Consider the following 18,818-nt stretch of genomic DNA (forward strand, 5'->3'; position numbering starts at 1 on the left):
CAGGCGCAGACATCGGCAGGCACAGGGCGAGCGCCGGCCCGTGGGGTGGCGCTCCTGCAGCGCCGCTGCGCGCTTTATTCCGGCCAAACTCCTCCCCGCCCTGAGCGACGCGCCAAGACCAGACAGAGCGCCAGCTCGGACGACGTGCCTTGGGAATGGCCGGGAGCCGAGCGCGCCACCCCGTAGGGTGGGTTTTCAACCCACCGGCCCGGCGCCCGTAGGGTGGGTTTTCAACCCACCTTCCCGGCCGCCCCCTACACCTCCAGCCAGATCGTCACCGGCCCGTCATTCGTCAGGCTCACCGCCATGTCCGCCCCGAATCGCCCGGTCTCGACCGGCACGCCCTCGGCGCGGAGGGCCGCCGCGAAGGCCTCGTAGAGCCGCTCGCCCTCCGCCGGCGGTGCGGCGCTGGAGAAGCCCGGCCGGTTGCCCGTCCGCGTGTCCGCCGCCAGCGTGAACTGCGAGATCACTAGCGCCGCGCCGCCGATGTCCCTCACCGAGAGGTTCATCTTGCCGGCCTCGTCCGCGAAGATGCGCAGCTTCGCCACCTTGGCGGCCAGCTTCGCCGGCTTGCCCTCGTCGTCGCCGGCCATCGCGCAGACGAGGATCATCAGACCCGGCCCGCAGCGGCCGATCACCTCGCCGGCAACCGCCACCTCGGCGCCCGTCACCCGCTGGACGACCGCCCTCATGCCAGCTCCCGCGCCCAGGGCGGGTTGGCGCCGGCGCGGGCGACGACGACCGCCGCCGCTTTCGCCCCCAGCTCCAGCGCCGCGCGAATATCCGCCTCGCCCAAGGCCGCCACCGCCGGCTTGCTGAGGAGCTCCGCCCCGGCGAGGCTCGCCAGCACCCCGGCGTTGAAGGTGTCGCCGGCGCCGACGGTATCGACCACCTCGGCCTCCTCCGCCTCAACGAAGACGGCGCCGGAGGCATGGTAGCCCGTCACGCCCTTCGCCCCTTCCGTCACGCAGACGAGCTTCGGCCCCGCCGCCAGCATCTCCTCAGCCAGCCGCTCCAGCGGGGCGTCACCGGAGAGCCAGCGCAGGTCCTCGTCGGAGATCTTCACGATATCCGCCCGGGCGATCATCCGCTCCATGCGGGCGCGGTAGGCCACCTCGTCGGTGATGAAGGTGGGGCGGATGTTGGGGTCGAGCATCGTCACCCGGGCCGGCGCCTCGCGCGCCTGCAGCGCCTCGTAGGCGGCGCCGCACGGCTCCACCACCAGCGAGATGCCCCCGAAGAACAGCGCGTCGGCGCCGGAGGGCGGCAGGTCCGCCTCGGCGATCATCCGCCCCGCGGTGTTCTCGTCGTAGAACATGTAGCGCGCCTGCCCGTTCACCAGCCGCACGAAGGCGAGGGTCGTCGGGCGCTCCGACAGAGCGGCAGGCGCGGCGTCGACCTCGGAGGCTTCGAGCGCCCGGCGCAGCAGCGTGCCGAAATGGTCGGTGGAGAGGCCGGAGAAGAAGGCCGTCTCGGCCCCCAGCCGCCCCAGCGCGATGGCGGTGTTGAAGACCGAGCCGCCGGGATAGGGGGCGAAGGCCTCCTCCCCCGCCGCCGTCTCGCGGGGGAGCATGTCGATCAGGGCTTCGCCGCAGCAGAGTATGGTCATCGGGGCACCTCCGCCGCCCCGGATAAAGCGGGGCGGCGGGCCAGACAAGTCAGCGCCGGCAAGTCAGCGCTGTCACGTCAGCGCCGCCAAGTCAGCGCCGGCAAGTCAGCGCCGCAAGCCTCGCTCAGCTATAAAGCGGGAAGCGGCCGCAGAGAGCGGTGACCTCGCCCTTCACGCGCTCCTCGACGTCGCCGTTGCCCTCCTCGCCATTGGCGGAGAGGCCGTCGACCACCTCGACGATCCAGCGGGCGATCTGGCGGAACTCCTCCTCGCGGAAGCCCCGCGTCGTCCCCGCCGGGGTGCCGAGGCGGATGCCGGAGGTGACGAAGGGCTTCTCCGGGTCGAACGGCACACCGTTCTTGTTGCAGGTGATATGCGCCCGGCCCAGCGCCGCTTCGGCGGCCTTGCCGGTGACGCCCTTGGGCCGCAGGTCGGCCAGCATCAGGTGGTTGTCCGTCCCGCCGGAGACGATGTCGATGCCGCCCTTCATCAGCTCGTCGGCCATGGCCCGCGCGTTCTTGACGATCTGCGCCGCGTAGTCCTTGAACTCCGGCCGGAGCGCCTCGCCGAACGCCACCGCCTTGGCGGCGATGACATGCATCAGCGGCCCACCCTGCAGCCCCGGGAAGACGGCGGAGTTCACCTTCTTGGCGATGTCGTCGTGGTTGGTGAGGATCAGGCCGCCCCGCGGGCCGCGCAGGCTCTTGTGCGTCGTCGTCGTCACCACGTGGGCATGCGGCAGCGGCGAGGGGTGCTGGCCCCCGGCGACGAGCCCGGCGATATGGGCCATGTCCACCATCAGGTAGGCGCCCACCTCATCGGCAATGGCGCGGAAGGCGGCCCAGTCCCACACGCGGGAATAGGCGGTGCCGCCGGCGAGGATCAGCTTCGGCTTGTGCTCCAGCGCCTTGGCGCGGACCTCGTCCATGTCGAGCTGCTGGTCCTGCGCCCGCACGCCGTAGGGCACAGGGTTGAACCACTTGCCCGACATGTTGACGGGCGAGCCGTGGGTCAGGTGGCCGCCGGAGTTCAGATCCAGCCCCATGAAGGTGTCGCCGGGCTGCAGGAGCGCCAGGAAAACCGCCTGGTTCATCTGGCTGCCGGAGTTGGGCTGCACGTTGGCATGGGCGGCGCCGAAGAGCTCCTTGGCGCGCTCGATGGCCATGGTCTCGGCCACGTCTACATACTGGCAGCCGCCGTAATAGCGCTTGCCCGGGTAGCCCTCGGCATACTTGTTGGTCAGGACGGAGCCCTGCGCCTCCAGCACCGCCTTGGAGACGATGTTCTCGGAGGCGATCAGCTCGATCTCGTCGCGCTGGCGGCCGAGCTCGTTGTCGATGGCGGCGGCGAGCTCGGGGTCGCGGGAGGCAAGAGCCTCGGTGAAGAAGCCGGAATCGCGGACTTGGGCGTCGGTCATGGGGCACTCCCTCAGGCTGGCGGTTGCCGGTGCATAGACCGGGGGCGCCGGGGGCGGAAGGGCGGAAGCGACGCCGCGAGGGGCGCGGGCGGCACCGGGCGGCGCACATCGGCGCGCACCGGCGCCTTTGGGAAACCCGTCGTCGCGCAAGAGGCGGCGCTCAGCCGCCCTGCACCCCCGCCCCCACGGCCAGCGCCGAGCGCTCGGCGGAGTAGCTGCGCCCCCAGTGGCGCAGCGCCGCCTCCTGCAACCCGCGCGAGCGGGAGAGCCAGGCGCGGGCGCCGGGGGGCGTCTCCTCCTCGATGTCGGCCGTCTCGGCGCGCAGGTCGGCATTGGCGGTCAGCGTGGCGAAGCACAGATCCGCCGCGCCGATGGTGCGCTCGTAGCCGGCGAGGGCGGAGACGAAGTTCAGCGTGCCGGTCTTCGCCTGCACGATGGCGGGCGGCGGGTCCATCAGGTTGCCCTGCGCATCCAGCATCCGGTGGCTCTTCAGCAGCGGGCGGAGGCGCTCTTTCGCCAGCGGGCTGGCGAGGATGGCGGTGAGCTGCAGCGCGCTGATGCGGCTGTCGTCCGACAGGCCCGAGTGATCGACGAAGTGCACCTCCTCGCCGAAGCGCTCGCGCAGCCACAGGCTCATCATCGCGCCGGAGACCTTCAGCGTCGCCGGGCGCAGGCTGCGGGCGGCCGAGGCGGCAAGGCCCAGCACCTCGGCGGTGAGGTTGGTGGAGTAATAGAGCATCTCGCGGGCGAGACTCACCAGCTCCGGGCTCTCCAGCCGCGCCAGCTCCTCCCCCGCCTCCGGCTCGGCCCCCATCCGCTCCGGCGCCGGCAGGGTGATACCCTCATAGGCGGCGATGGCGCGGAACGTCTGCCCGGCATAGACCCACGGGTGGCGCACCGGCAGCCAGCGCGACCCGCCGGAGCCGAGCGCGCCCTTCGCCACCGTCCACTGCTCCTCCACCGGGCCGGCGGCGTAGGTATAGACGGGCATCGAGCGGTCGACGACCTGCATCCCCACCGCCGGCACGTCCGGCGTGTAGCGGGCGGCGCGGGCCTGCATGGTGACGTCGTAGCCCGCCCCCGCCTGTGCCCACTGAAAGTGGATGCGGTTGTAGTTGAGGTTCAGCCCCGCCACGGCCGGGTTGTAGCTGACATGCACGGGCTGTGTCGGCTCGATCTCCTCGAAGGTCGCCAGCGCCCCGTCCCAGACGAGGAATCGCCCGGTGACCCGGGTGATCCCCGCCGCCTTGAGCTGGTCCACCAGCAGGCCCAGCCCGTCGGTATCGAGCCCCGGGTCGCCGCCGCCGGCGAGGATCAGGTCCCCCGTCAGCACCCCGTTGGCGATGGTGCCCTGCGCCAGCACGCGGGTGGTGAAGCGGTGCCCCGCCCCCAGCGTCTCCAGCGCGTAGAGCGTCGTCAGCGCCTTGGTGACGGAGGCCGGCGGCACCGCGACGTCGCCGCGATACTCGCTGCGCACCTCGCCGGTGCCGCTGTCGCGCAGCGCGATGGAGACGTCGCCGCCCAGCCTCGCGTTGCGGACGAAATCCTCCAGCGTCGGCCGGGCGAGCGGCCGCTTGCCGGGGACGTAGGGCTCGGGCGGCGCGGTGCCGGGCCGGGCCAGGGGGCGGAGGGACGCGGCAGGCGCATCGGCCAGGGCCATGCCGCCTGCACTGGCGGCGGCGCCTGCAAGGAAGGCGCGGCGGGAAACAACAGCTCGCATATCGGCGCGGACCTTACCCATATTCTCGCCCACGGCAACGCACGTCGCCGTCAGCCGCCCGTGGCCCTGGGCCACCCCGAAGGCAGGCCCCGCGGGCGCTCATCTCAACGGCGGGCCGCGGCGGCGCGCAGGGCGGTGGAGCTCGCCGGGCTCATCGGCAGGTTGACGAAGCACCATGCCGGCGCATCCGCCGCCCCCAGCCGCCGCGACTGCGACGCCGGGATGCGGGCGCCGCGGTAGACGCGCGCCGCAACGGAAAGGCGGGCGGAGATTCGCTGCCCCGGCCGGGCGAGCACGCCGACGGGCACGCTCTCCATGATCTGCCGCCAATCCTGCCAGAGGTGCAGCTGGGCGAGGTTGTCCGCCCCCATCAGCCAGACGAAGCGCGTGGCGGGGTAGCGGTGCCGCAGGGCAGCCAGCGTCTGCGCCGTGTAGCGCGTGCCGAGCCGCGCCTCGATGCCGGTCACCTCCACCCTCGGATGGTCGATCACCTCCCGCGCCGCCGCCAGCCGCTCCGCCATCGGCGCCGGCCCATGCGCCTTGAGCGGGTTGCCGGGGGAGACGAGCCACCACACGCGATCCAGCTCGAAGCGCAGCAGCGCCTGCCGGGTGATATTGGCATGGCCCTCGTGCGCCGGGTCGAATGACCCGCCGAGCAGGCCGATCACCTCGCCCCGCCGCCCCTTCGGATATGCCCATGCGTCCGTCATCGGAGGATCACGTCCACCAAGCCGCCCCCCATGTCAAACGCCGCGCCCCCTCCGCCGAGGCGGCGCCTCTCTCGCTTTTCTGCAAATATTCCTCGGGGGGGCCGTAGGCGGGGGGCAGACAGCCCCCCTCGACATCGGCCTCAGGCGGCGCCCTCCGGCACGTAGTCGAACCGCGAAAACACGGCCTCCTTGGCCATCCCGGAGGTGTCCATCGCCACCATCCCCACGAAGGCGCCGGTGAAGGAGCCATGCTCGCCCCGCCCGCCCTCGTCGGAGATGACGGCGGCGTTGAGCTCCGGCCCGAAGGCGACCCAGTCACCGCCCTGCCGGTAGAAGAACTGCTGCACCGCGCCGCGCACCTCGACCTTCAGCTCGACCGGCCCGTCCTCCAGCGCCACCGGCTCGGCGGGCCATTCCAGCTGCGCATCCGGCCAGTTGCCGGGGCAGGACATCAGCACCAGCGCCCGCCCGATCCCCGGCTCGTCCGAGACGAGCGCGGCGTGGAACTTGTGGCGATTGTAATAGGTCGTCAGGCCCGCCGCCTGCTGGTAGCTCTCCGGCGCGAACGCCGTGATCTCCGTCTCGGCGGTGTAGTCGAAATCCTCCTGCCGCCGCGCCACCAGCGCCTGCTCGAACCAGCTGCCGATGCTCTCGCGCCCGATCAGGCTCAGCCCCTCCGGCCCCATGCGGAAGATCCGCTCCGGCTCCGGCGTGCGCAGCCACTGGAAATCCATTGGCAGCTCCCCGCCGCCGAAGCTGTGCCGCACGGCCTCGCGGGCCTTCGGGGCTACGTCCACCGGGCCCGGCAGCTCCTGCCGCGGCACCAGCCCGCCCTCCTTCAGCCAGAGCCAGTCATCGCGCCAGACGACCTCCTCGATGCCGGTCTCGCGCCCGAGCGGGCAGTAGCGCCCCGTGCCGTCCGGCCCGGGGATCGGCCGCCCCATCAGGAAGGTGTGGAAATGGTTGCCCCAATGCGTCTCCACCCATTGTCCGTGGCCCGTCCGCTGGATCGGCCCGTCGGTGCCCTTGGTGGAGATGACGTGATGCTCCGGATGGTCCTCGTAGGGCCCCCAGATGTCGCGGCTGCGCGCCAGCGTCACCGCGTGGTCATAGCCCGTGCCGCCCTCGGCGGTGGTCAGGTAGTAATAGCCGTTCCGCTTGAAGAGATGCGGCGCCTCGGTCAGCCCGCGCGGGCTGCCCTTGTAGACGTTCTTGACGGGGCCCGTCAGCCCGCCCTCCGGCGACCATTCCTGCAGGAGGATCCCGTCGAAGCTGGCATTGGCCGGGTTGCCGCCGGTGCCCGGGCCGCGGTGGTTCCAGACCATGTTGACGAACCACTTCCGCCCGTCGTCATCGTGGAAGAGCGAGGGGTCGAAGCCGGACGAGTTGACGTACCACGGGTCGCACCACTCGCCGTCGATCGTATCGCAGGCGGTGATGTAATTGTGGGCGTCCTTGAAGGCGCCATCGAGCCGCTTCACGTCGGTATAGACGAGCCAGAACTTGCCGTCGGCGTAGGAGAGGCACGGCGCCCAGATGCCGCAGCTATCGGGGTTGCCGCGCATGTCGAGCAGCGCCGCCCGGTTCAGCGGTCGGCTCACCAGCTCCCAGTTCACAAGGTCGCGGGAGTGGTGGATCTGCACGCCGGGGTACCACTCGAAGGTGGAGGTGGCGATGTAGTAATCCTCGCCGACGCGGCAGAAGGACGGATCGGCGTTGAAGCCGAGCAGGATGGGATTCTGGATCATGGCGGGGCTCCTCCCTCGCGGCCGTTGGGGCTCAGGCGTTCTCGGACGATTTCGCCCAGAGGTTGATCTTCTCCTCGTCGGCATACTCGTCGATCAGCTTCAGCTCCTCGGCGCTGAACTCCAGGTTGCTGACGGCGCCGACGCAATCTTCCACCTGGCTCGGCTTCGAGGCCCCGATCAGGGCCGTGGTGATCCCGCCCTCGCGCAGCACCCAGGCGATGGCCATCTGCGCCAGCGTCTGGCCGCGCGCTTCGGCGATCTCGTTGAGCTTGTTGAGGTTCGCGATGGCGCGGTCCGACAGCATCGAGGGGTTCAGGCTCTTGCCCTGCGTCGCGCGGCTGCCTTCCGGCACGCCGCCGAGGTACTTCTTCGTCAGCATCCCCTGCGCCAGCGGCGTGAAGGCGATGGAGCCGATGCCGAGCTCGGTCAGCGTCTCCTTCAGCCCGTCGCGCTCGACCCAGCGGTTGAGCATGTTGTAGCTCGGCTGGTGGATCAGGCAGGGCGTGCCGAGATCCTTCAGGATCGCCGCCGCCTCGCGCGTCCGCTCCGAATTGTAGGACGAGATACCCACGTAAAGCGCCCGCCCGGAGCGGACGATGTGGTCGAGCGCGCCCATCGTCTCTTCGAGCGGCGTGTCGGGATCGAAGCGGTGCGAGTAGAAGATGTCGACGTAATCGAGCCCCATCCGCTTCAGGCTCTGGTCGCAGGAGGAGATGAGGTACTTGCGGCTGCCCCACTCGCCATAGGGGCCCTCCCACATCCCGTAGCCGGCCTTGGAGGAGATGATCAGCTCGTCGCGGTAACCCTTCAGATCCGTCCGCAGGATCTCGCCGAACGCCGTCTCGGCGCTGCCGCCGGGCGGGCCGTAGTTGTTGGCGAGGTCGAAATGGGTGATGCCGTTGTCGAAGGCCGTCTGCACGATGGCGCGCTTCGTCTCGTGCGGGAAATCCTCGCCGAAGTTGTGCCAGAGCCCGAGGCTCACCGCCGGCAGCTTCAGCCCCGAGCGGCCTGTGCGGCGGTAGACCATCCGCTCATAGCGGTCCTCGGCGGGAATATACGTCATCATGGGCCTCCTTCTCGTCGCGCGCCAATAGAGCGCGCGGGAGCCGGGAGGTCCAGCATATTGTCAGACAATCTCGCGCCGCTTCGCGATGAAGGCGGCGCCCGCCCCTCAGAGCGTCGGCTTCGGCACCCCGAAATGCCAGCCCTGCAGGCAATCGGCGCCCAGCCGCGTCATGTGCTCCGCCTCGCTGGCCGTCTCCACCCCTTCGGCGATGACGAACATCTCGAACTGGTGGGCCACGGTGATCAGCGCCTCGGCGATCACCTGGTTGTCGGGCGCCGCCTCGATGCCGGAGACGAACTGCCGGTCGACCTTCGCCATGTCGAATAGGAAGTCCTTCAGATGGCTGAAGGAAATGGAGCCCGCTCCGAAATCGTCGAGCGCGAAATGCACGCCCTGCGGCTGCATCTCGGCCATGAAGCGGGTGACGACCTCCGGCAGCATCATCGCCGAGCCTTCGGAAATCTCGAGGATCAGCCGGTCGCCGATCCCCTCCATGCGGGCGATGCCGCGCGACAGCTCATTGCGCCAGGCGCCATCGGCGATGGAGCGGGCGGACATGTTGATCGCCAGCCGCAACCTCGGATGCTGCGCCAGCTTCATCAGCCCCAGCTTGAGGGAGAGCACGTCGATGTCGCGGCCGATCACCGTCTCCTCCACGTGGGGGAGGAACTTGGCGGCCGGCAGGATTCGCCCGCCCTCGTCCATCAGGCGGATAAAGGCCTCGTGAAAGACGACCTTGCCGGTATTTCCCGCCGCCACGACCGGCTGAAAGGCGAGCTGCGCGCGCCCGGCGACCAGCGCCGCGCGCACCATGTCGGGCATGTCCCGGTCTCGCGACTGCATCGCGGCCTCGAGCGGGGAGGTCGGCGCCGGCTTGCGGGCTTCCATTCCATACACCTCTCATGCACTCCTTCGGCACCATGAACGTCCGCCCATAAGGTTACTGTCAGGTTGACATCGCCGGGGCGAAACTGAGGTCGCATTATGGAACGCTGCAGCTGGTGCGGGGAGGACCCGCTCTACGTCGCCTACCACGACGACGAATGGGGCGTGCCGGAGCGGGACGGCCGCGCGCTGTGGGAGAAGCTGGTGCTCGACGGCTTCCAGGCCGGCCTGTCCTGGATCACCATCCTGCGCAAGCGCGAGGCCTTCCGCGCCGCCTTCGAGGGGTTCGATCCCGCCCGCGTCGCCCGCTGGGGCGAGGCGGACATCGCCCGCGCCCTTGCCGACCCCGGCATCGTCCGCCACCGCGGCAAGATCGAGGCGGCGGTCCGCGGCGCCCGGGCCTGGGAGCGCATCGAGAAGCGGGAGGGCTTCGCCCCCTTCCTCTGGCGCTACGTGGACGGCGCCCCTCTGCAAAACGCCTTCCGCCCCGGCGAGATCCCCACCCAGACGCCCCTCTCCGAGCGCATCTCGAAGGACCTCAAGAAGGAGGGCTTCACCTTCGTCGGCCCGACCATCGTCTATGCCTTCATGGAGGCAGTCGGCATGGTCAACGACCACGTCGTCACCTGCCACCGCCACGAAGCCGTCCGCCGCCTGGCCTGAGGCGGAGGCGCTCTGAGGGAGCCGTGGCCCCGGAGGCCCGCTCGCGGACATGGCAGTCGTTGACCCGGAGGGGCCGTTTGGACAGGCTGGGCTAAGTATCGGGCTTGTGGAGACATGAATGGCACGCAGAGCACTCTTTCCAGCCGGCGGGCCAAGGACGACGGCCGAGCAGATCAAGCTTTCGCCCGGAATCATCTCTGGCGACCACGTCTTTCTCACGGGCATGACCGGAAGCGGGCCGGATGGCTCCATGCCGCAAGACCTCGAAGAGCAGTTTCGGCACGCATTCGACAAGATCGGCGCGGTCCTTCGCGAGGCCGGGCTGGGCTTCGATTCGATCGTCGAGATGACGACCTACCACGTCGGACTGCGCGATCATTTCGAGAGGTTCTGCGCCGTCCGTGCGGACTACCTCTCCGACCCCTTTCCGGCGTGGACCGCCGTTGAAGTCGCAGGATTGCGCAGGGAAGGCGCGGTGGTCGAGATCAGGGTGATTGCCGCGACCCACCCAACCTGATCCGCGCGCCCCTCAGCCTGCGGCGCGAACTCTGCTCTCCGCCGCCACCGCATCGGCAACCGTCACCATTCACAGGGCCGTCCCCGACCTCCCATCTGCTCTCGCCCTTTTCCAAATACCTCTCGGGGGGGCTGGCGCAGCCAGCGGGGGGCAGACAGCCCCCCTCCTCCACTAGCCACCCTCCCGCACGCCCGCCACAGCGCCCGTCGGGGATCCCCGGGCGGGCGGGCGCACGCCGCAGGCGAGGCCGCCCCGCCCGGGGCCGCGCCCGTCAGTGCAGGTACTGCCCGCCGTTCGCTGTCAGCGTCGAGCCGGTGATGAACCCGGCGCTCTCGGAGGCGAGGAAGAGCACGCAGCGGGCGATCTCCTCCGCCTCGCCGAGCCTTCCCAGCGGGATCTGCGGCAGGATCTGCTCGGCCATCACCTTCTCGGGAATCGTGCTCATCATCTCGGTGTTGATGTAGCCCGGGCAGATGGCGTTGACGGTGATCCCGGCCCTCGCGCCCTCCTGCGAGAGCGCCTTGGTAAAGCCGATGTCCCCCGCCTTGGCAGCGGCGTAATTCGCCTGCGCGAACTGGCCCTTCTGGCCGTTGATGGAGGAGATGTTGATCACCCGGCCGAACTTGCGGGCCCGCATCCCCGGCCAGACGACATGGGTCATGTTGAAGAGCCCGGTGAGGTTGGTGTCGATCACCTCGCGCCACTGCTCGGGCGTCATCCGGTGGAAGGGCGCGTCGCGGGTGATGCCGGCGTTGTTGACCAGCACGTCCACGGGGCCGAGATCTTCCTCGACCTGCGCGATGCCGGCCTTGCAGGCCTCGTAATCCGACACGTCCCAGCGGTAGGTGCGGATGCCCGTCTCCTCGGTGAAGGCGCGTGCCTTCGCCTCGTTGCCGGCATAGGTGGCGGCCGCGCGGTAGCCCTCCGACGCCAGCGCCCGGGCGACAGCGGCGCCGATGCCGCGGGTGCCGCCGGTGACCAGCGCGATTCTCTCGGACATGTTCTCCTCCTGTCGCAAGCGTCTTTGCCCTGCCCGGGCGGTCAGGCCAGCCCGTGCGCCTTCAGAAACCGGCGTCCGTCCTCCAGCCCCGCCTCCCAGGTGTCGCGGATCTTCCCGGGGTCGGTGAAGTCGATCTTGTCGGCCGGCGTCTCCTCCTCCGGTTCAAGATAAAGCCGGCCGGCGCGCGGCTCCAAGCCCTTGTAGTGGCGCGTGAGCAGAATGAGCGTCTCGCCCTCGTCGGGCTCCGGCATCGGCGCCTGGTCGGCCATGCCGCCGTCGATCACCGGCCGGCCGTCCCAGACCGGCGGCTCGAAGACCGGCGGGATGGTGGCGGCGGCGCAGACAAGATCGGCGAGCCGCCCCTGCCTCGCGGCGTCGTTGACGTCGACAAAGCTCGTCGTCACTCCCGCCTTCTCCGCCCAGTCGAAATGCGGCGCACCGACGAGGTGCAGCTCCGCCTCGTAGGCCATCGCCGCGGCGCTGCCCGTCCAGCGGGCGCGGCCCCCCTCCGGCGGGTGCCCGAGGAGGATCTGCGCCGGCGGCCCCTCGGCCACGCGCCGCTCCACGCCGCCCCGGATCACGCCGTGCACGCATTCGCGGTAGAGCCGCTGGTGCGGCGTCACCCCGTCGTCCTCCGGCGTGTTCCAGGCGATGTTGTGATCGGTCTTCCCGAAGCAGGAGGCCATCTCCTCCAGCACGTCCTCCGACGCGTCGGCCATGTAGCCGACGAGCGACAGCGCCCCGCCGGAAACCCCGGAGAGGCGCCGCGGCGCCAGCTCCAGCGGGCCGCGGACGGCCTTCAGGAAGCCGCCCTGCCAGAAGCAGCGCGTGCCGCCGCCCGAGAAGACGAGCTGGTCGAAGCGGGGCAGCGACACGCCGGAGACGTCAGCGCTCGACGCACATGGCAACGCCCATGCCGCCGCCGATGCAGAGCGTCGCGAGGCCCTTCTTCGCGCCGCGGCGCTTCATCTCGAAGAGCAGGGTGTTGAGCACGCGGGCGCCCGAGGCGCCGATCGGGTGGCCGATGGCGATGGCGCCGCCGTTGACGTTCACGATGGACGGGTCCCAGCCCATGTCCTTGTTCACGGCGCAGGCCTGCGCGGCGAAGGCCTCGTTGGCCTCCACGAGGTCGAGGTCCTCCACCCGCCAGCCGGCCTTGTCGAGCGCCCGGCGCGAGGCGTGGATCGGCCCGACACCCATGATCGACGGGTCCACACCCGCCGTGGCGTAGGAGGCGATCCGCGCCAAGGGCTCGATGCCGCGCGATTCCGCCTCGCTGGCGGACATCAGCAGCACCCCGGCCGCCCCGTCGTTGATGCCGGAGGCGTTGCCGGCGGTGACGGTGCCGTCCTTGGTGAAGGCGGCGCGCAGCTTCTGCATGTTCTCGATGGTGGCGCCGTGGCGGATGTACTCGTCCTTGTCGACGGTCACCTCCGACTTGCGCGTCTTCACCGTGAAGGGCGTGATCTCGTCCTGGAAGCGGCCGGCGTTCTGCGCCGCCTCGGCCTTGTTCTGGCTGGCGAGGGCGAACTCGTCCTGCTGCTCGCGGGTGATCTGCCACTGCTCGGCGACGTTCTCGGCCGTCTGGCCCATATGGTAGCCGTTGAAGGCATCCCACAGGCCGTCCTTGATCATCGTGTCGATGAAGCTGACGTCGCCCATCTTGGTGCCGGCGCGCAGGTTCTGCGCGTGGGGCGAGAGGGTCATGTTCTCCTGCCCGCCGGCGACGACGATGCCGGCATCGCCGAGCATGATGTGCTGGGCGGCGAGCGCCACGGCGCGCAGGCCGGAGCCGCAGACCTGGTTGATGCCCCAGGCGGCGCTCTCCTGCGGCAGGCCGGCGAGGATATGCGCCTGCCGGGCCGGGTTCTGCCCCTGCGCGGCGGTGAGGACCTGGCCGAGGATCGTCTCCGACACCTCCTGCTTCTCGATCCCGGCGCGGGCGACGAGCGCCTCGATCACGGCGGCGCCGAGCTCGTGGGCGGGGGTATTGGCGAACGATCCGTTGAACGAACCCACGGCCGTCCGCGCGGCGGAGGCGATAACGACGTTGGTCATGAGGCTCCTCTCCTCTCAGCCCCGGGACATGGGTGCCCGGTGTCGCGCAGAACTTAAGGGCGCGCCGGGGGCGGCACAACGGATTTGGCCGGCGAGTTTGCCGCAGCGCGGACGCGGGGGACAGCGGCAGGGCCGGGCGGCAGACGATTTCCGCGCGGAAATCGTGACGGAATTCGCGCGAATTCCGTCCCCCGGCGGCACCGGAGCGCCATGGTCTGTCAACCGAACACCGCCTCACCCGACGCTTGGCGCCCCGGCCGCAGGCGCAGGGCGAGCGCCTGCCCGTGGGGTGGCGCTGCGACATTCCCGCTGCTCGCTTTATGCCAGCCAAAGCCCCTGCCCTCGACCCGCTGAGCACTCGGCCCCCCAAATGCACCAGCCCGCCGGGAAGGGCTCGCCACCGGCTTGGCGCCGCGCAAGGCCAATCTCGTTGTCTACATCATGCCGGGCTACGGAGATTACGGCGAGATCCTCGCCCGCCTCGGCAAGCACAGGCTCGGCAAGTCCTGCCTGTATCTCGGGGCGCTGAAGAACGTGGATACGGATGTGCCGGCCGAGCTGATCCGCTTCGGGCTGGACGATCTGAACAAGCGGTGGCCCGTGCGAGCAAACTGACAGAGCTATTAAGGCTTGTGGGCCAGCGTTAGTCGTCAGAAAAGGGTCGGTCACCCGTGATGGACGTCACGATACAATATCCCGGCCCGCCCCAGAAGCTCTCGAACTTGCCTTCGTCTTCATCCCTCAAGTCGTGAATCGAAGCAAATTCTGTTATCTCATAGAAAAAGCCATCAGTCTCGCAAAGCCGCGAAGCAGAGAATTGATCTGCGTTGCGCTCGATTCTCAGCATTTGCGTTCCGGTACCCTTCAGGCAGTCGGTGATCGCGTTCCTGCGAGCGGTTTCGCCCAATCGCAGCAGTCCATCAAGATCTGTACCGCTATCGAAAGAGCACTCCCTTCCGAACTTTCCTGTTTCGAAAAGAGACATCGCCCGATTGACCAACTCCAATTCCGCTTCGCTGGAGATGCCGAATGTCACCTGCTTTGCCCTGGTTCCCGCAAGGTACGATATCAGGCCAACAGCGACGATCGCCGCGACGAGTGATAACTTCTGGAGGATGTTCATGGTTATGACCTGAAAAATTGGAAGACGTTATTCGGCAATACTGTTGAACCACGTGCAATTGTGCTAATCTCTACGTATAGCAAGTTTCACTGGATTTTCGGCATGAGATAATCTCTTCTTCTGCACCTCAGATCTCCGCCGCCGGGCAGAGGGGCAGGAGGCGGTTGAAATCCTCCGGCTCGCAAAGCGCCGTGCCTTCGGTCATCACTGCGGCGGAGCCGGAGGCGACACCCCAGGAGAGGCAGTCGGGCAGGGCCATCCCCCGCGCGAAGGCCAGCGTGAAGGCGCCGACGAAGCTGTCGCCCGCGCCGACCTTCGAGCGGACGGGCACGTCGGCGGCGTGGGAGTGCCAGCGCCCCTCCCTGGTGGCCAGCACCGAGCCCTCGGGCCCGCGCGCGACGATGGCGATGGAGGCCACGCCGCGGCTGACGAGGGAGGAGGCGAAGCTCGCCGTTTCCTCCAGCGAGCGGAGCGGGCGGCCGGCGAGGTCGTCCGCCTCCGTCTGGTTCATGCGCAGGACGGTGGGCGGGGTGCCGTGGTCGGGCCCGGCGATGTGGTGCAGCGCCTTGCCGGAGGTGTCGACGATGGTCTCCACCCGTTTCGCCGCCAGCCGGCCGACGAGGCCCGAGATGATCTCGGCGGGGCAGCCGGGGGGGAGGGAGCCGGAGACGACGACGATGGAGCCGGGATGCGCCTCGTGCTCGATGCGCTCCACCACCTGCGGGGCGACGTCCTCCGGCCAGTCGGGGCCCGGCAGCATGAAGCGGTACTGCGCGCCGGTGAGCCGGTCGATGACGGCGAGGCTCTGGCGCGTCTCGGTGGCGCCGGAGAAGGTGATCAGGTGATGCCCCGTCTCGGTGAGGATCTGCGCCATGCGCGCCCCCGTGGCGCCGGTGAGCACGGCGAAGGTGCGCGCCTGCCCGCCGAGCAGCTGGATGGCGCGGGAGACGTTGATGCCGCCGCCGCCCGGGTCGGCCCGGGGTGCGTCGCAGCGCAGCTTCAGGCCGGGGACGACGCCGTCGACCTCCGTCGAGATGTCGAGCGCCGGGTTCAGCGTCACCGTCAGAATGTCGCGCATGGGGCCCCTCCCGGTTGTGCCGGACGAGTTAGCCGCAGCGGCGGGCGCCTGTCCATGCCGCAGGCGGCCGACCGCCGTTACCGGGCGCCGCAGCTGCGGGGCAGGCAGGGCGCCGGGGCCGGGCGGCGAGACGCGCCCGGCAGGGGAGCGGCGAGCGACCCGCTCAGAGCTGGTAGGTCACCGGGATCCAGCGAAAGCCCTCGCCCCGGCGCTCGACGAAGCCGGCGCAGGGGAAGGGCATGTGGTAGCCGATCACCGGCAGCCGCTCGTCCGCCGCCATCCCGAGGAGGCGGTGCCGCGTCGCCGCCGCGTGGTCCTTGTCGCTGTCGAAGCCGACGACCCAGTCGGGATGCGCCAGTGAGAAGACGTGGTGGTTGGCGGTATCGACCATCATCAGCAGCCGCAGCCCGCCGCTCTCCACCATGAAGGCCATGTGGCCAGGGGTGTGGCCGTGGGCCTCCAGCGCCGTGACGCCCGGCGCTACCTCCGCCCCCGGCTCGATGAAGGTGAAGGCGGCCTCCAGCGGCCGCACCTTGCCCTCGAAGGGCGCGTAATCCGCCTTCGCCCAATGGTCCCACTCGGCGCGGCCGGTGATGTAGGTGGCATGCGGGAAGGTCGGCGTGCCGTCCTCGCCCGCCAGCCCGCCGACATGGTCGCCATGCATGTGGGTGAGCACGACGACGTCGATGTCCCCCGCCGTCAGCCCCGCCTCGGAAAGCGCCGCGAGGAGCTGCTCCGGGTTCAGCCCCGTGTCGAAGAGCAGCCTCTGCCCGGCGCTGGTCACGACGACGGGGGAGAAGGAGGAGACGGAGGTATCGGCGGCCACGAAATCCGCCTGGGCCGCGGCGGCGAAGGCGTCGGCATCGACGTTCTGGCCGAAGGTCTTGTGCGGCTCGGGCGTGGGAAAGGCGGCGGCGTTGATGACGGTGACGTCGATCTCGCCGATCGTGAAGCTGCGATGGGGCATGGGGCTCCTCCTCTGGGGTGCGGGCAGTGAGAGCACTGACGGGGGCGGAGGGGAAGGGGGCGGTGCCTGGGATCGGCAGTGCGGCGGTCGTTTGGAGCCTGCCGGGCGGTGCCGGCGCCTTGTCGCGCGAGGGCGCTCGAGGGAGCCCCGTAGGGTGGGGTTCCACCCGACCGTCCCCTGCCTCCCTGCGGAGAACGACGCCCGCCAATATCCGCCCGCCACAAGCGCCCCCCTCACACGCCGGCCCGTGGGGTGGCGCCCCGACGGCGCCGCTGTGCGCTTTATGCCTGCCAAGTCCCTCCCCGCGGCCCGCTCAGCGCCAAGCTTCGACAGAGCGCCAGCCCGCCGGGACGGGCCGGCGCTCGCGCGGCGGCCTGCAGCCTTGATTCCGCGCGAGGGAAAGAGCGGCGGCGGCATCGCTGGGGGCCCCGTTGCGGACAATCCCGCGGCAGCCCCTACTCCCACCACCTGTCGATCGAGGCGATGTCGTCGTCCGACCAGCCGAAATGGTGGGCGAATTCGTGGATCGTCACGTGGGCGACCAGCGCCGCCAGCGTCACGTCTCCCCGCTCTGCCCATTCGTCGAGGATCGGGCGGCGGAAGAGCCAGACGACGTCCGGCCCCGCCGGCTGGTCGAAGGCGCTCTTCTGCGTCAGCGGGATGCCGTCGTAGAGGCCGGAGAGCTCGAAGGGCTCGGCCTCCATGTCGCGCAGGATCTCCTCCGGCGCGAAGTCCACCACCCGCAGCGCCACCTCCGCCGCCTTCGCGGCGAAGGGCGCCGGCAGCGCAGCCACCACGGCGCGGGCGTGCTCCTCGATCTCGTCGCAGCTGGGGGCGGTCCACTCCATGCCGCCGATATGGACAAGAGCGCGCCCGTATGAAAGAGCCGTCGGCCATGACAACGACCCGTTTTGCCCCCTCTCCGACCGGCTGGCTGCATATCGGCAACCTGCGCGCGGCGCTCTTCAACTACGCCATCGCGCGCCAGCAGGGCGGCACCTTCATCCTGCGCATCGACGACACCGACGCCGAGCGCTCGAAGCCGGAATTCGTCGAGGGCGTCCATGACGACCTCGCCTGGCTCGGCTTCACCTGGGACCAGGTGGAAAAGCAGTCCGCCCGGCTGGAGCGCTACGCCGCCGCCAAGGACAGGCTCATAGAGATGGGCCGCCTCTACGAGTGCTTCGAGACCCCGACGGAGCTGGACCTCAAGCGCAAGAAGCAGCTGAACATGGGGCGCCCGCCCGTCTATGACCGCGCCGCGCTGGCGCTCTCGGAGGAGGAGAAGGACCGTCTTCGCGCCGAGCGGGGCGCCTCGCACTGGCGCTTCCGGCTCGATCAGGAGCGGATCGAGTGGGAGGACGGCATCCTCGGGCCGATCTCCATCGACGCGGCTTCCGTCTCCGACCCGGTCCTCATCAAGGATTCGGGGCAGGTGCTCTACACCATGGCCTCGGTGGTGGACGATGTGGAGATGGGCGTGACGGATATCGTCCGCGGCTCCGACCACGTGACGAACACCGCGACGCAGATCCAGATCATCCGGGCGCTGGGCGGCGAGGTGCCGCGCTTCGCCCACCATTCGCTGCTCACGGGGCCGGAGGGCGAGGCGCTGTCGAAGCGGCTCGGCACCCTGAGCCTGCGCGATCTGCGGGCGGAGGGGATCGTGCCGGAGGCGGTGATCTCCCTCATGGCGCGCCTCGGCTCCTCCGAGCCGGTGGAGCTGCGCAGCTCGCTGGACGAGGTGGTGGCGGGCTTCGACCTTGCCACCTTCGGCCCGGCGCCGACGAAGTTCGACAAAGCCGATCTTGGACCGCTGACGGCCCGGGTGCTGGCGGCGAAACCCTACGAGGCGGTGGCCGAGGATGTGCAGGCCGCCGGCGTGCCGGCGGAGCAGGGCGAGGCCTTCTGGCGCGTCGTGCACGAGAACATCGCCACGATGGGTGACCTCGCCGGCTGGTGGGAGCTCTTCTCCACCGGCCGCGCCGGCCGCGCCGAGCCGGAGGACGAGGCCTTCGTCGCCGAGGCGCTGGCGCTGCTCGGCGAGCCGCCCTACGGGCCGGAGGCCTGGGGCGAGTGGACCGCCGCCGTGAAGGAGGCGACCGGGCGCAAGGGCAAGGGCCTCTTCATGCCGCTCCGCCGCGCCGTCACCGGCCGCGACCGCGGCCCGGAGATGGCCGACGTGCTGCCGCTGATGCAGGTGAAGCCGTCCCTCGCGGAGTAGGCGGGGCGGCCGGTCTTCGGGTGGCATAAAGCG

The 18,818-nt window shown here is 70.0% G+C and carries 19 protein-coding genes; 4 read left to right on the top strand and 15 right to left on the bottom strand.

All coding sequences use genetic code 11. The features are described 5' to 3' along the window. Nucleotides 1–254 precede the first annotated feature (254 nt). From dtd to GY170_RS16065, 8 genes are all read right to left on the bottom strand, one after another. Nucleotides 255–692 (bottom strand): D-aminoacyl-tRNA deacylase, encoded by a 438-nt coding sequence (gene dtd, locus GY170_RS16030; protein ID WP_163895495.1) that lies wholly within the window; start codon nucleotides 690–692, stop codon nucleotides 255–257. Further along, a complete protein-coding gene (locus GY170_RS16035) occupies nucleotides 689–1,609 on the bottom strand; it encodes a carbohydrate kinase family protein (RefSeq protein ID WP_163895497.1) in 921 nt (306 codons plus the stop codon). The genes dtd and GY170_RS16035 overlap by 4 nt, the downstream gene beginning before the upstream one ends. Before the next feature lie 124 nt (nucleotides 1,610–1,733). Beyond that, entirely contained in the window at nucleotides 1,734–3,026 is a 1,293-nt protein-coding gene (gene glyA, locus GY170_RS16040) for a serine hydroxymethyltransferase (protein WP_163895499.1), read from the bottom strand. 160 nt (nucleotides 3,027–3,186) lie between these two features. Next, nucleotides 3,187–4,746 (bottom strand): D-alanyl-D-alanine carboxypeptidase/D-alanyl-D-alanine endopeptidase, encoded by a 1,560-nt coding sequence (gene dacB, locus GY170_RS16045; RefSeq protein ID WP_163895502.1) that lies wholly within the window; start codon nucleotides 4,744–4,746, stop codon nucleotides 3,187–3,189. 104 nt (nucleotides 4,747–4,850) lie between these two features. After that, nucleotides 4,851–5,456, bottom strand: coding sequence for a nicotinate-nucleotide adenylyltransferase (locus GY170_RS16050; RefSeq protein WP_163895504.1), 606 nt, complete (start codon nucleotides 5,454–5,456; stop codon nucleotides 4,851–4,853). Nucleotides 5,457–5,596: 140 nt separating this feature from the next. Beyond that, nucleotides 5,597–7,204 carry a glycoside hydrolase family 43 protein gene (locus GY170_RS16055; RefSeq protein WP_163895506.1) on the bottom strand — a complete coding sequence of 536 codons (1,608 nt, stop codon included), beginning with the start codon at nucleotides 7,202–7,204 and terminating at the stop codon, nucleotides 5,597–5,599. A gap of 31 nt (nucleotides 7,205–7,235) precedes the next feature. Then, nucleotides 7,236–8,267 (bottom strand): L-glyceraldehyde 3-phosphate reductase, encoded by a 1,032-nt coding sequence (mgrA, locus tag GY170_RS16060; protein WP_163895508.1) that lies wholly within the window; start codon nucleotides 8,265–8,267, stop codon nucleotides 7,236–7,238. 108 nt (nucleotides 8,268–8,375) lie between these two features. After that, nucleotides 8,376–9,158 (bottom strand): EAL domain-containing protein, encoded by a 783-nt coding sequence (locus tag GY170_RS16065; protein WP_163895510.1) that lies wholly within the window; start codon nucleotides 9,156–9,158, stop codon nucleotides 8,376–8,378. Nucleotides 9,159–9,254: 96 nt separating this feature from the next. Here GY170_RS16065 and GY170_RS16070 point away from each other — a divergent pair, with 96 nt between their 5' ends. Together GY170_RS16070 and GY170_RS16075 are read left to right on the top strand one after the other, a co-directional pair. Beyond that, entirely contained in the window at nucleotides 9,255–9,818 is a 564-nt protein-coding gene (locus tag GY170_RS16070) for a DNA-3-methyladenine glycosylase I (RefSeq protein ID WP_163895511.1), read from the top strand. Nucleotides 9,819–9,936: 118 nt separating this feature from the next. Next, nucleotides 9,937–10,335: a RidA family protein gene (locus GY170_RS16075; RefSeq protein ID WP_163895513.1), complete on the top strand. Its 399-nt coding sequence runs from the start codon at nucleotides 9,937–9,939 to the stop codon at nucleotides 10,333–10,335. Between the two features lie 271 nt (nucleotides 10,336–10,606). On the opposite strand, the gene phbB is transcribed toward GY170_RS16075, so the two are convergent. From phbB to GY170_RS16090, 3 genes are read right to left on the bottom strand one after another with little or no spacing between them, the layout of a single operon-like run. Then, the gene (gene phbB, locus GY170_RS16080) at nucleotides 10,607–11,335 is read right to left on the bottom strand and encodes an acetoacetyl-CoA reductase (RefSeq protein WP_163895515.1); all 729 of its coding nucleotides are present in this window, start codon (nucleotides 11,333–11,335) and stop codon (nucleotides 10,607–10,609) included. 41 nt (nucleotides 11,336–11,376) lie between these two features. After that, the gene (locus GY170_RS16085) at nucleotides 11,377–12,210 is read right to left on the bottom strand and encodes a patatin-like phospholipase family protein (RefSeq protein ID WP_328801122.1); all 834 of its coding nucleotides are present in this window, start codon (nucleotides 12,208–12,210) and stop codon (nucleotides 11,377–11,379) included. 10 nt (nucleotides 12,211–12,220) lie between these two features. Further along, complete coding sequence (locus tag GY170_RS16090) at nucleotides 12,221–13,393, bottom strand: acetyl-CoA C-acetyltransferase (protein ID WP_163895517.1); 1,173 nt, start codon at nucleotides 13,391–13,393, stop codon at nucleotides 12,221–12,223. A gap of 405 nt (nucleotides 13,394–13,798) precedes the next feature. On the opposite strand from GY170_RS16090, the gene GY170_RS16095 reads away from it, so the two are divergent. Next, nucleotides 13,799–14,008, top strand: a complete 210-nt coding sequence (locus tag GY170_RS16095) for a DUF1801 domain-containing protein (protein ID WP_328801125.1) — start codon at nucleotides 13,799–13,801, stop codon at nucleotides 14,006–14,008. A gap of 28 nt (nucleotides 14,009–14,036) precedes the next feature. On the opposite strand, the gene GY170_RS16100 is transcribed toward GY170_RS16095, so the two are convergent. The 4 genes from GY170_RS16100 to GY170_RS16115 form a co-directional block, all read right to left on the bottom strand. Next, nucleotides 14,037–14,516: a hypothetical protein gene (locus tag GY170_RS16100; protein ID WP_163895519.1), complete on the bottom strand. Its 480-nt coding sequence runs from the start codon at nucleotides 14,514–14,516 to the stop codon at nucleotides 14,037–14,039. A gap of 127 nt (nucleotides 14,517–14,643) precedes the next feature. Beyond that, nucleotides 14,644–15,594, bottom strand: a complete 951-nt coding sequence (locus GY170_RS16105; RefSeq protein WP_163895521.1) for a 1-phosphofructokinase family hexose kinase — start codon at nucleotides 15,592–15,594, stop codon at nucleotides 14,644–14,646. A gap of 163 nt (nucleotides 15,595–15,757) precedes the next feature. Next, the gene (locus GY170_RS16110; RefSeq protein ID WP_163895523.1) at nucleotides 15,758–16,561 is read right to left on the bottom strand and encodes an MBL fold metallo-hydrolase; all 804 of its coding nucleotides are present in this window, start codon (nucleotides 16,559–16,561) and stop codon (nucleotides 15,758–15,760) included. A gap of 455 nt (nucleotides 16,562–17,016) precedes the next feature. Further along, nucleotides 17,017–17,409, bottom strand: coding sequence for a metallopeptidase family protein (locus GY170_RS16115; RefSeq protein WP_163895525.1), 393 nt, complete (start codon nucleotides 17,407–17,409; stop codon nucleotides 17,017–17,019). A 47-nt stretch (nucleotides 17,410–17,456) separates the two neighbouring features. Here GY170_RS16115 and gltX point away from each other — a divergent pair, with 47 nt between their 5' ends. Continuing rightward, complete coding sequence (gene gltX, locus GY170_RS16120; RefSeq protein WP_163895527.1) at nucleotides 17,457–18,785, top strand: glutamate--tRNA ligase; 1,329 nt, start codon at nucleotides 17,457–17,459, stop codon at nucleotides 18,783–18,785. Nucleotides 18,786–18,818: the final 33 nt, after the last annotated feature.

The sequence above is a fragment of the Pseudoroseicyclus tamaricis genome (assembly GCF_012070395.1).
GTDB classification, from domain to species: Bacteria; Pseudomonadota; Alphaproteobacteria; order Rhodobacterales; family Rhodobacteraceae; genus Pseudoroseicyclus_A; species Pseudoroseicyclus_A tamaricis.